Here is an 11,613-nt window from a genome sequence, read left to right as displayed (position 1 = left end):
TCCGAAATGCCTGTGAAATGTGGTATAATAGAAGAATGGTAAACAAGAATACAAGTAAAACAAGACGGAGACCGTCTAAAGCAGAACTCGAAAGAAAAGAAGCGATTCAACGAATGTTGATTTCGTTGGGAATCGCGATTTTATTGATTTTCGCAGCCTTCAAATTAGGGGCTGCAGGTATCACCCTTTACAATTTAATTCGCTTGCTGGTGGGTAGCCTAGCTTATCTGGCAATATTTGGTATCCTGCTCCACCTCTTCTTTTTCAAGTGGATACGAAAACAGGAAGGACTCTTATCAGGATTTTTTACCATATTTGCAGGTTTGCTCTTGATTTTTGAAACCTATTTAGTTTGGAAATATGGTTTGGACAAGTCGGTCCTAAAAGGAACCATGGCGCAGGTTGTGACGGATTTAACTGGTTTTCGAACGACCAGTTTTGCTGGAGGGGGCTTGATTGGTGTCGCTCTTTATATTCCAACCTCCTTTCTCTTTTCAAATATCGGCACTTACTTTATTGGTTCTATCTTGATTTTAGTGGGTGCCCTCCTAGTCAGTCCTTGGTCTGTTTACGATATTGCTGAATTTTTCAGTAGAGGCTTTGCTAAATGGTGGGAAGGACATGAGCGTCGAAAAGAGGAACGCTTTGTCAAACAAGAAGAAAAAGCTCGCCAAAAGGCTGAGGAAGAGGCTAGATTAGAACAAGAAGAGACCGAAAAGGCCTTACTCGATTTGCCTCCTATTGATATGGAAACGGGTGAAATTCTGACAGCAGATGTTGTGCTTGACGTTCCTCCTGTTCCAGAAGAAGACTGGGTGGAACCAGAAATCATCCTGCCTCAAGCCGAACTTGAATTCCCTGAGCAGGAAGATGGCTCTGATGACGAAGATGTTCAGGTCGATTTTTCAGCCAAGGAAGCCCTCGAATACAAACTTCCAAGCTTACAACTCTTTGCCCCAGATAAACCCAAGGATCAGTCTAAAGAGAAGAAAATCGTCCGGGAAAATATCAAAATCCTAGAAGAAACCTTTGCTAGCTTTGGTATCAAGGTAACAGTTGAACGGGCTGAAATTGGGCCATCAGTGACCAAGTATGAAGTCAAGCCAGCAGTTGGAGTACGGGTCAACCGCATTTCCAATCTAGCAGATGACCTCGCTCTAGCCTTGGCGGCCAAGGATGTCCGAATCGAAGCACCTATCCCAGGGAAATCTCTAGTCGGAATCGAAGTACCCAACTCTGAAATTGCGACAGTTTCTTTCCGCGAACTATGGGAACAATCTCAAACGAAAGCAGAAAATCTCTTGGAAATTCCTCTAGGAAAGGCGGTTAATGGCACTGCAAGAGCTTTTGACCTTTCTAAAATGCCCCACTTGCTAGTTGCAGGTTCAACGGGTTCAGGGAAGTCAGTAGCTGTTAACGGCATTATCGCTAGCATCCTCATGAAGGCGAGACCTGACCAAGTTAAATTTATGATGGTCGATCCCAAGATGGTTGAGTTGTCTGTTTACAATGATATTCCCCACCTCTTGATTCCAGTCGTGACCAATCCACGTAAGGCCAGCAAGGCTTTGCAAAAGGTCGTGGATGAAATGGAAAATCGTTATGAACTCTTTGCCAAGGTGGGAGTTCGGAATATTGCAGGTTTTAATGCCAAGGTAGAAGAGTTCAATGTCCAGTCTGAGTACAAGCAAATTCCGCTACCGCTCATTGTCGTGATTGTGGATGAGTTGGCTGACCTCATGATGGTTGCCAGCAAGGAAGTGGAAGATGCCATCATTCGTCTTGGGCAGAAGGCGCGGGCTGCAGGTATCCACATGATTCTTGCAACCCAGCGTCCATCAGTTGATGTCATCTCTGGTCTGATCAAGGCTAATGTCCCATCTCGAGTGGCTTTTGCGGTATCATCAGGTACAGACTCGCGCACCATCTTGGATGAAAATGGAGCGGAAAAACTGCTTGGACGTGGAGATATGCTTTTTAAACCAATTGATGAAAATCATCCAGTTCGTCTCCAAGGCTCCTTTATCTCGGATGATGATGTCGAGCGCATCGTAAACTTCATTAAGGCTCAAGCAGATGCGGACTACGATGAGAGTTTTGATCCCGGTGAGGTTTCTGAAAATGAAGGAGAATTTTCAGATGGTGAATCTGGTGGTGATCCGCTCTTTGAAGAAGCCAAGGCTTTGGTGATCGAAACCCAGAAAGCTAGCGCATCTATGATTCAGCGTCGTTTATCAGTTGGATTTAACCGTGCGACCCGCCTCATGGAAGAGCTTGAGATGGCAGGTGTCATCGGTCCAGCTGAAGGTACCAAACCAAGAAAAGTATTGCAACAATAAAAAATAGCTTCTTTCCAAGTTTGGAGGGAAGCTATTTTAGTGATTATTGATTAGTTTTATTTTCCGAAGTTGGTGTATTATTGGACTGTTTTTCATTTTCAGTAGCAGGTTTACTTGGAGCAGGAGCAGAAGAATCCTGAGTTGATGTTTTCTGCTCTTCTTTTTTCTCTTCCTTGACGCTGGCTTTTGGTGTTTCCTCTTGCTGTGTTTTTTCTTGAGTGGTGTTAGTTTCTTTATTGGGACTAGTGTTTTCCTTAGGGGATTCTTTTTGAATTTCTTTGACAATGGTTGTCGTCTGGGTTGTCGTAGGTTCTTTTTTAGTATTTTTGTTATTATCCAAGGCGTTCATGATAGTGATACTTGCGGTAATTAAGCCAAGGATACTAGCGATAGTCGCAACGATTTTTTGAAAGACTGTAAAGCCTTTTTTGATGTGTTCTGTTTTTGGTTTTGAAGTTCTACGATAATTAGACATGCATTCTCTCCTTTAATTAAAATTTATTATACCGCATTTCTTTAAAAAAATCTTAAAAAAAGAGGAATTGCCCTTTCTTGTCGCAGGCTCCGTTTCATGATACAATAGAAGGAGTTATTTTAGAAAGCGTGAGAAAACATGATTTACTTTGATAATTCGGCGACGACCAAGCCCTATCCTGAAGCACTTGAAACCTATATGCAGGTCGCTTCAAAAATTTTAGGAAATCCATCTAGTCTCCATCGTTTGGGAGACCAGGCAACACGAATCTTAGATGCTTCTCGGCAACAGATTGCAGATTTAATCGGTAAGAAAAGCGATGAAATCTTCTTTACTTCTGGTGGGACAGAAGGAGATAACTGGGTCATCAAGGGTGTGGCCTTTGAAAAGGCTCAGTTTGGAAAGCACATCATTGTATCAGCCATTGAACATCCGGCAGTCAAGGAATCAGCTCTTTGGTTGAAAAGTCAAGAATTTGAAGTGGATTTTGCTCCGGTAGATGAGAAAGGATTTGTGGATGTTGAGGCGCTGGCAGATTTGATACGACCTGATACGACCCTTGTTTCTATCATGGCTGTGAACAATGAAATTGGCTCGATTCAACCTATTCAAGCTATTTCAGAACTGTTAGCAGACAAGCCGACTATTTCCTTCCACGTTGATGCGGTTCAGGCGCTTGCCAAGATTCCGACTGAAAAGTATCTGACAGAACGAGTGGATTTTGCGACTTTCTCTAGTCACAAGTTCCACGGGGTTCGTGGTGTTGGTTTTGTCTATATCAAGTCTGGCAAGAAGATTACGCCTCTTTTAACAGGTGGTGGTCAGGAGCGTGATTATCGTTCGACAACTGAAAATGTGGCAGGAATTGCAGCGACAGCCAAGGCCCTTCGTTTGTCTATGGAGAAGCTAGATTTCTTTACAAGCAAGACTGGACAGATGAAGGCAGTGATTCGTCAAGCACTTCTGGACTATCCGGATATTTTTGTCTTTTCAGATGAGGAAGACTTTGCCCCTCATATCCTGACTTTTGGAATCAAGGGTGTTCGTGGTGAAGTCATCGTTCACGCTTTTGAAGACTATGATATTTTCATCTCAACGACCTCTGCTTGTTCGTCCAAGGCAGGGAAACCTGCAGGTACCTTGATTGCTATGGGAGTGGATAAAGATAAGGCCCAGTCAGCTGTGCGTCTAAGCCTAGACCTTGAAAATGATATGAGTCAGGTCGAGCAGTTTTTGACCAAGCTAAAATTAATTTATAATCAAACTAGAAAAGTAAGATAGGAGCATTTATGCAGTACTCAGAAATTATGATTCGCTACGGTGAGCTGTCAACCAAGGGTAAAAACCGTATGCGTTTCATCAATAAACTTCGTAATAATATTTCAGACGTTTTGTCTATCTATCCCCAAGTTAAGGTAACAGCAGATCGCGACCGTGCCCACGCTTACCTCAATGGAGCAGATTACACAGCAGTAGCAGAATCGCTCAAACAAGTTTTTGGAATTCAAAACTTTTCCCCTGTTTATAAGGTTGAAAAATCTGTAGAAGTTCTGAAGTCTGCTGTCCAAGAGATTATGCAGGACATCTACAAGGATGGTATGACCTTTAAAATTTCTAGCAAGCGTAGCGACCACAACTTTGAGTTGGATAGTCGTCAACTCAATCAAACACTTGGAGGAGCTGTTTTCGAAGCCATTCCAAATGTGCAAGCTCGAATGAAAAATCCTGACATCAATCTTCAGGTGGAAATCCGTGAAGAAGCAGCCTATCTTTCTTATGAAACTATTCGTGGGGCTGGTGGTTTGCCAGTTGGAACTTCAGGTAAAGGGATGCTCATGTTGTCAGGAGGGATTGACTCACCTGTAGCAGGTTATCTTGCTCTTAAGCGTGGAGTGGATATTGAAGCTGTTCATTTTGCCAGCCCACCTTACACTAGTCCTGGTGCCCTAAAAAAAGCCCAAGATTTGACTCGAAAATTGACCAAGTTTGGTGGAAATATCCAGTTTATCGAGGTTCCTTTTACAGAGATTCAAGAGGAAATCAAGGCTAAAGCGCCAGAAGCCTACCTCATGACCTTGACACGACGTTTTATGATGCGTATTACAGATCGTATTCGTGAGGTACGAAATGGTTTAGTTATCATCAATGGGGAAAGCCTAGGTCAAGTAGCCAGCCAAACCTTGGAGAGCATGCAGGCTATCAATGCAGTTACCAACACTCCCATCATCCGTCCAGTTGTGACAATGGATAAGTTGGAAATCATTGACATTGCTCAGGAAATTGACACCTTTGAAATTTCTATCCAGCCTTTTGAAGACTGTTGTACCATTTTTGCACCTGACCGTCCTAAGACCAATCCTAAGATTAAAAATGCAGAACAGTATGAAAAACGTATGGATGTTGAAGGTTTGGTTGAGCGAGCAGTGGCTGGAATCATGATTACTGAGATTACACCTCAAGCTGAAAAAGATGAAGTCGATGACTTGATTGATAATTTGCTCTAATCAGAAAATCCAAAAGAATTTAGAAAAATAAATGAAAAAGTTAGTTTTTAATCCCAAAAACGGAAGAAAAACTGACTTTTTTTCTATAATTGTGATATAATAAAATAAAATTTTGAATATAGAGAGTTTTCTGATAATGAATCAATCCTACTTTTATCTAAAAATGAAAGAACACAAGCTCAAGGTTCCTTATACAGGTAAGGAGCGCCGTGTGCGTGTTCTTCTGCCTAAAGATTATGAGAAAGACACGAATCGTTCCTATCCTGTTGTTTACTTTCATGACGGGCAAAATGTCTTTTATAGTAAAGAATCCTTTATTGGTCACTCATGGAAGATTATCCCAGCCATCAAACGTAATCCTGATATCAGTCGCATGATTGTCGTAGCCATTGATAATGACGGTATGGGGCGGATGAATGAGTATGCGGCTTGGAAGTTCCAAGAATCTCCTATCCCAGGGCAGCAGTTTGGCGGTAAGGGTGTGGAATATGCCGAGTTTGTTATGGAGGTGGTCAAGCCATTTATCGATGAGACCTACCGTACAAAAGCAGACCGCCAGCATACAGCCATGATTGGTTCCTCATTAGGAGGGAATATTACCCAGTTTATCGGTTTGGAATACCAAGACCAAATTGGTTGCTTGGGCGTCTTTTCATCTGCTAACTGGCTCCATCAAGAAGCCTTTAATCGCTACATCGAGCGTCAGCAACTATCGCCTGACCAGCGCATCTTCATCTATGTGGGAACGGAAGAAGCGGATGATACAGACAAGACATTGATGGCTGGTAATATTAAACAAGCCTATATCGACTCATCGCTTCGCTATTACCATGATTTGATAGCGGGGGGAGTACACTTGGGCAATCTTGTTTTGAAAGTTCAGTCTGGTGCCATCCATAGTGAAATCCCTTGGTCAGAAAATTTACCAGACTGTCTGAGATTTTTTGCAGAGAAATGGTAAGTTAGAAAAGGAGAAAGCCAATGCATATTGAAAACCTTAGCCACTGGAGTGGCCATCTCAACCGTGAAATGTACCTTAATCGTTATGGACATGCTGGGATTCCAGTTGTGGTCTTTGCTTCATCAGGTGGTAGTCACAACGAATACTATGATTTTGGCATGATTGATGCCTGTGCTTCCTTTATCGAGGAAGGCCGTGTTCAGTTCTTTACCCTATCCAGTGTAGACAGTGAGAGCTGGTTGGCCACTTGGAAAAACGGTCACGACCAAGCGGAGATGCATCGTGCCTATGAGCGCTATGTGATTGAGGAGGCCATTCCTTTTATCAAGCACAAGACAGGTTGGTTTGATGGAATGATGACGACAGGTTGTTCTATGGGAGCCTATCATGCACTCAATTTCTTCCTCCAGCATCCAGATGTCTTTACCAAGGTGATAGCTCTCAGTGGTGTTTACGACGCACGTTTCTTTGTCGGCGATTACTACAATGACGATGCTATTTACCAAAACTCGCCAGTAGATTATATCTGGAATCAGAACGACGGCTGGTTTATTGATCGTTACCGTCAGGCAGAGATTGTGCTTTGTACGGGTCTTGGTGCCTGGGAACAAGACGGTCTACCATCCTTTTACAAGCTCAAAGAAGCCTTTGACCAGAAACAAATTCCAGCCTGGTTTGCTGAATGGGGACACGATGTCGCCCACGACTGGGAATGGTGGCGCAAACAAATGCCTTATTTCCTCGGCAATCTCTATTTATAAAAGGAGTTATTTATGAATTACCTTGTTATTTCTCCCTACTATCCACAAAACTTTCAACAGTTTACCATCGAACTAGCTAATAAAGGCATCACAGTCTTGGGAATTGGTCAAGAGCCTTACGAGCAATTGGATGAGCCCTTGCGCAATAGCCTGACCGAGTATTTCCGTGTAGATAACCTTGAGAACATAGATGAAGTCAAACGTGCAGTTGCTTTCCTTTTCTATAAACATGGTCCAATTGATCGCATCGAATCTCATAATGAATACTGGCTTGAGCTGGATGCAACACTCAGAGAACAATTCAATGTCTTTGGTGCCAAACCAGAGGATCTCAAAAAGACGAAATTTAAGTCTGAAATGAAGAAGCTGTTCAAAAAAGCAGGTGTCCCTGTGGTCCCTGGAGCTGTTATCAAGACGGAAGCAGATGTTGATCAAGCTGTGAATGAAATCGGCCTTCCAATGATTGCCAAACCTGATAATGGAGTGGGAGCAGCCGCAACCTTTAAGCTTGAAACAGAAGACGATATCAATCACTTCAAGACTGAGTGGGATCATTCAACTGTTTATTTCTTTGAGAAATTTGTCACCTCTAGCGAAATTTGCACCTTTGATGGTCTTGTGGACAAGGATGGTAAAATCGTCTTTTCAACGACCTTTGACTACGCCTATACACCGCTTGATCTCATGATGTACAAGATGGACAATTCTTATTACGTTCTCAAGGATATGGATCCTAAATTACGTAAATATGGTGAGGCAATTGTCAAAGAATTTGGTATGAAAGAACGTTTCTTCCATATTGAGTTCTTCCGTGACGGGGACAACTACATTGCCATTGAGTACAATAACCGTCCTGCAGGTGGTTTCACTATCGATGTTTATAATTTTGCTCATTCCTTGGACCTCTATCGTGGCTACGCAGCTATAGTCGCAGGAGAAGAGTTCCCAGCGTCAGAGTTTGAACCTCAGTATTGTTTGGCTACATCACGTCGTGCAAATGCTCACTATGTCTATTCAGAAGAGGACTTGCTTGCCAAATACAGTCAGCAGTTCAAGGTTAAAAAAATCATGCCAGAGGCCTTTGCGGAACTTCAAGGAGATTACCTTTATATGCTGACAACTCCGAGTCGACAAGAAATGGAGCAGATGATTGCAGATTTCGGACAACGTCAGGCTTAAGAGACTATTGGATTAAGGAAATTCACTTCCTTAATCCTTTTGTTTTGTCTGATAAAAAATAAGAGCATCCTAACAAGGTAGCTATCATAAAACTTGTTCGATAACTATTTGAAGCAGGATTAGGTGGTCAGAAATTGAATTTTAACATTTCAATTGAGTCATAGTATTGTGCTTTCGTATCCTTAAATCAGCTAAAAGGATCCATGACGACACCTATACGATATAGTTTTCAAAATACCAAACAAGTCTATTAATACTCAATGAAAATCAAAGATCAAACTAGGAAACTAGCTGCAGGCTGCTCAAAACACTGTTTTGAGGTTGTAGATGAAACTGACGAAGTCAGCTTAAAACACTGTTTTGAGGTTGTAGATAAGACTGACGAAGTCAGTAACCATACCTACGGCAAGGCGATGTTGACGGGGATTGAAGAGATTTTCGAAGAGTATAAATCTTCCTAGGATAAAGCAAAACGCATAGTATCAAGGGTTTTCAACACTTGATACTATGCGTTTTCTGATGTTAAAGACTTTCTACCAGGTTTTTTAAAGCATAATTGTTAGTTGTAGTCATTTATTATTCTTCAAAGAAAAATGGTGGGGCGAATTTTTTCAGTTCTTCAAAGCACTTTTGAGCAGCATCTGTATCTTCACAGATGATAAGGCAAACATCATCACCACAAAGGGTTGCGATAATATATTGGAAATCAAGAGCATCAATAATTGTAGCGAACGATTGTGCTAGACCAGGAAGAGTTTTGAGTAGGACTTGGTGCTGAATAGGTCGCAACATGATGAGGGCATCTTCCATATAGTTTTCCAAACGTTTTTCCCATTTTGAGATGGAACCATTATTAAGAACATAATAAGCGTTATCTTCTTCGCGGACTTTTGATAGGTTCATATTTTTGATGTCGCGTGAGAGGGTTGCCTGGGTCACTTGAATGTCGTTCTCAGCAAGAAGGGACTGCAATTCAGCCTGTGTATGAATCTTGTTTTTTGCGACAAGAGCGCGTATAAGTTGGTGTCGGTGTTCTGATTTATTCATAATAATTTAACTCCTTTTTTAGTAAGGTATTGTAAGTGTGGACTGAGTGAGGTCGACAGTCAAGTGGTAGTCGGTATTGTCACGGATTGTGATTTCAAAGTCAGTAGTATAGAGGACTAAACGAAGAGTATCTCCTTCTTTTAGCTTATAAATAGTTGGTTGCAGTTCAAATTGCACATCCATCCATTCATCTGCAGTAATATCCTCTACTAACAGTAGATCAGTTCTATTTTGTAAATTAAGGTAGCCTTTTGTCACGACTCGTTGTGCATCTGGCCTAAATGGTAATTCACAGAGATTTTCCAACATGTGGTAGCGTCCATTATCAATGGTTTTAGCACTTAAAATAGCTGGATAAGGTTGTAGGTATTTCTTTTGACCAAGTTCCAGTAGTTGAGCAGATAAGAACCCCTTGTTTGTGCTGGATTTGATACGAAGATTAAGCTGAGCGCGACCGTTCAGGTGGAGATCTTTAGTCACAGGCAGGTCAATAGTAATCTGATTGGCTTTCCCTTGATAGAGTTCCGTATTGAAGGTCTGGTAGGTCTTACCATAACGCTCAAAATCCTTATCTGGGTACTGGTTTTGAATAGCTTGCTCTTCTTGCCCAAGTGAGAAGGTTTCAAAGTTTTCTTGCCCACCGAAGTTATCAAGTGATAGCCAAGTCTGTGGAGCTGTATTGTCCTGCCAGATAAGAGTAGGAAGTTGGAAATCTGTATCTTGTCCCAGTAATTTTTTAGTCAATAAGGCATTCATGGCTTCACGGAAATCAATGGACTGCCAGTTATTCATATAAACATGGGCACCATTATGGAAAAAGAGGTGCTTGTTTATATGATTAGGAAGGGCATGGAACATCTGGTAAACATGAAGTGGTTTGACATTCCAATCCTGTGAACCGTGGGTAAAGACAACCTCTGCTTTTACATTATGGGCATTGAGCAGATAGTTGCGATCATGCCAAAACTGGTTATAGTCGCCGGTCTTGCGATCTAGTTGTTCCTTTACTTTTTCTAAGTCAGCTTGGTGAGCTTCATTGCCACGGATATAGTCGCCAGCCAAGAGATTACGAGAATAGGTTAACTCAGCAAGGGAGTCAAAGTCCTCACCGGGATAACCGCCTGGACTAGTTACCAGACCGTTTTCACGGTAGTAGTTGTACCATGAAGAAATGCCAGCCTCAGCAATGATTACTTCTAAACCATCGACGCCTGTAGTCGCAAGCCCATTGGACATAGTTCCAAGATAGGAAAGTCCAGTTGTGGCAACTTTTCCGTTTGACCAGTCAGCTTTGACTTGACGTTGGCGCGTGTGGTCAGTAAAGGCACGGCAACGGCTATTAAGCCAATCGATGACATTTTTATAAGCCTCGATTTGCTGGTAGTCTCCATTAGTCATGAAACCAGTAGAGTCTTTGGTACCAATACCTGACACATAGAGATTGGCAAAACCTCGTGGAAGGAAATAGTCATTAAGAGTATAGCTAGAGTTGATGTGGCTTAGCTTTTCCTCAGCTTCCGACACAAGCTCAGCTTGGCCTTGGGGTTGGACGAGATTGAGTTGAGGTTCCTCTAGTTCAATCTTATGAGCAGGCTTTACCTCAAGCTCGCCCTCCATCTTGTAGAGAGCCTTATCGCTTGCCTTGTCATTTGTTCCCTGATGATAAGGGCTGGCTGTCATGATGGCAGGGATTTTTCCATCAAAACGAGGACGAATAATGCTGACCTTGACTAAGTCTGGAAGACCTTTTTGGTCAGTATCGACACGAGACTCAACGTAAACGACTTCACGAATGACATCATGGCTGGAAAAAGTTGCTAAACTTTTGCCGTTAAAGTAGTGATAGTCATTATCCTCAGAGATAAGACCGTCGCTTACCAGTTGATGAATCAGGGTATTCCCTTTTTTGGTGCGAGTATTGAGTAACTGATAGAGATTTTCAATCAAGTCATCGTATACAATAGGAAATCCAGTCTCTTTACGAAAAGCTTCACTGTCTTCGAAGTCAACCAAATAAGAAAAGCCTAAAAGTTGAAAAGTAACAGTATAAAAAATATCTGCTGTCAAGTCTTTATCAGATTTGAAAAAAGTTAATATGTTAGTTTCTTTGTCTATAGCCAAGCAGGAGAGTGGATAGTCGGTGTTCTCATAAGTGAAAAAGAAGCGACGTAAAAAAGTTTCCAGTAATTCCTTGGGATTGGCTGTGTTTTGTAAATCAAAGCCACATTTTTTTAGTTCAGATAAGATATTTTCTTTTGGAAAAGTGATATAACTATATTGATTAAAACGCATAGAACCTCCATATAGAATGATAGTTAAGGTTATTATATCAAAAAAAAAGCAGAAA

10 protein-coding genes are annotated in these 11,613 nt (G+C 41.8%); 7 read left to right on the top strand and 3 right to left on the bottom strand.

Annotation, left to right across the window (positions count from 1 at the left end; genetic code table 11):
- Nucleotides 1-35: 35 nt before the first annotated feature.
- Nucleotides 36-2,339 (top strand): DNA translocase FtsK, encoded by a 2,304-nt coding sequence (locus tag OC530_RS01635; protein WP_316043864.1) that lies wholly within the window; start codon nucleotides 36-38, stop codon nucleotides 2,337-2,339.
- Nucleotides 2,340-2,382: 43 nt separating this feature from the next.
- Here the strand turns inward: OC530_RS01635 and OC530_RS01630 are convergent, their stop codons facing one another.
- Nucleotides 2,383-2,814: a DUF6556 family protein gene (locus OC530_RS01630; RefSeq protein ID WP_173233851.1), complete on the bottom strand. Its 432-nt coding sequence runs from the start codon at nucleotides 2,812-2,814 to the stop codon at nucleotides 2,383-2,385.
- Nucleotides 2,815-2,952: 138 nt separating this feature from the next.
- On the opposite strand from OC530_RS01630, the gene OC530_RS01625 reads away from it, so the two are divergent.
- The 6 genes from OC530_RS01625 to OC530_RS01600 all read left to right on the top strand — a co-directional run bounded on the left by OC530_RS01625 (nucleotide 2,953) and on the right by OC530_RS01600 (nucleotide 8,680).
- Complete coding sequence (locus OC530_RS01625; RefSeq protein WP_173233853.1) at nucleotides 2,953-4,095, top strand: cysteine desulfurase family protein; 1,143 nt, start codon at nucleotides 2,953-2,955, stop codon at nucleotides 4,093-4,095.
- Between the two features lie 8 nt (nucleotides 4,096-4,103).
- Entirely contained in the window at nucleotides 4,104-5,318 is a 1,215-nt protein-coding gene (gene thiI / locus OC530_RS01620; protein ID WP_262078951.1) for a tRNA uracil 4-sulfurtransferase ThiI, read from the top strand.
- Between the two features lie 136 nt (nucleotides 5,319-5,454).
- Complete coding sequence (locus tag OC530_RS01615) at nucleotides 5,455-6,279, top strand: alpha/beta hydrolase (protein ID WP_100104072.1); 825 nt, start codon at nucleotides 5,455-5,457, stop codon at nucleotides 6,277-6,279.
- Nucleotides 6,280-6,299: 20 nt separating this feature from the next.
- Nucleotides 6,300-7,040 carry an esterase family protein gene (locus OC530_RS01610; RefSeq protein ID WP_153199706.1) on the top strand — a complete coding sequence of 247 codons (741 nt, stop codon included), beginning with the start codon at nucleotides 6,300-6,302 and terminating at the stop codon, nucleotides 7,038-7,040.
- Between the two features lie 12 nt (nucleotides 7,041-7,052).
- Entirely contained in the window at nucleotides 7,053-8,219 is a 1,167-nt protein-coding gene (locus tag OC530_RS01605) for an ATP-grasp domain-containing protein (RefSeq protein WP_262078946.1), read from the top strand.
- 260 nt (nucleotides 8,220-8,479) lie between these two features.
- Nucleotides 8,480-8,680 carry a hypothetical protein gene (locus tag OC530_RS01600; RefSeq protein ID WP_262078944.1) on the top strand — a complete coding sequence of 67 codons (201 nt, stop codon included), beginning with the start codon at nucleotides 8,480-8,482 and terminating at the stop codon, nucleotides 8,678-8,680.
- Between the two features lie 115 nt (nucleotides 8,681-8,795).
- Here OC530_RS01600 and OC530_RS01595 read toward each other — a convergent pair whose 3' ends face one another.
- Together OC530_RS01595 and OC530_RS01590 are read right to left on the bottom strand one after the other, a co-directional pair.
- Nucleotides 8,796-9,266, bottom strand: coding sequence for an arginine repressor (locus tag OC530_RS01595; protein WP_001043011.1), 471 nt, complete (start codon nucleotides 9,264-9,266; stop codon nucleotides 8,796-8,798).
- Between the two features lie 18 nt (nucleotides 9,267-9,284).
- Nucleotides 9,285-11,558, bottom strand: coding sequence for a Xaa-Pro dipeptidyl-peptidase (locus OC530_RS01590; protein WP_262078942.1), 2,274 nt, complete (start codon nucleotides 11,556-11,558; stop codon nucleotides 9,285-9,287).
- Nucleotides 11,559-11,613: the final 55 nt, after the last annotated feature.

This window comes from Streptococcus sp. Marseille-Q5619, from assembly GCF_946901205.1.
Lineage (GTDB): Bacteria > Bacillota > Bacilli > Lactobacillales > Streptococcaceae > Streptococcus.
The sequence above is the reverse complement of the archived record's forward strand: the minus strand, read 5'-3'. Positions and strand labels throughout refer to the sequence as shown.

What these genes read in the sequence shown, in the direction of transcription:
- OC530_RS01635 (WP_316043864.1), top strand. Translation starts at nt 36, where the DNA reads ATGGTAAACAAGAATACAAGTAAAACAAGACGGAGACCGTCTAAAGCA.
- OC530_RS01630 (WP_173233851.1), bottom strand. Translation starts at nt 2,814, where the DNA reads ATGTCTAATTATCGTAGAACTTCAAAACCAAAAACAGAACACATCAAA.
- OC530_RS01625 (WP_173233853.1), top strand. Translation starts at nt 2,953, where the DNA reads ATGATTTACTTTGATAATTCGGCGACGACCAAGCCCTATCCTGAAGCA.
- thiI (WP_262078951.1), top strand. Translation starts at nt 4,104, where the DNA reads ATGCAGTACTCAGAAATTATGATTCGCTACGGTGAGCTGTCAACCAAG.
- OC530_RS01615 (WP_100104072.1), top strand. Translation starts at nt 5,455, where the DNA reads ATGAATCAATCCTACTTTTATCTAAAAATGAAAGAACACAAGCTCAAG.
- OC530_RS01610 (WP_153199706.1), top strand. Translation starts at nt 6,300, where the DNA reads ATGCATATTGAAAACCTTAGCCACTGGAGTGGCCATCTCAACCGTGAA.
- OC530_RS01605 (WP_262078946.1), top strand. Translation starts at nt 7,053, where the DNA reads ATGAATTACCTTGTTATTTCTCCCTACTATCCACAAAACTTTCAACAG.
- OC530_RS01600 (WP_262078944.1), top strand. Translation starts at nt 8,480, where the DNA reads ATGAAAATCAAAGATCAAACTAGGAAACTAGCTGCAGGCTGCTCAAAA.
- OC530_RS01595 (WP_001043011.1), bottom strand. Translation starts at nt 9,266, where the DNA reads ATGAATAAATCAGAACACCGACACCAACTTATACGCGCTCTTGTCGCA.
- OC530_RS01590 (WP_262078942.1), bottom strand. Translation starts at nt 11,558, where the DNA reads ATGCGTTTTAATCAATATAGTTATATCACTTTTCCAAAAGAAAATATC.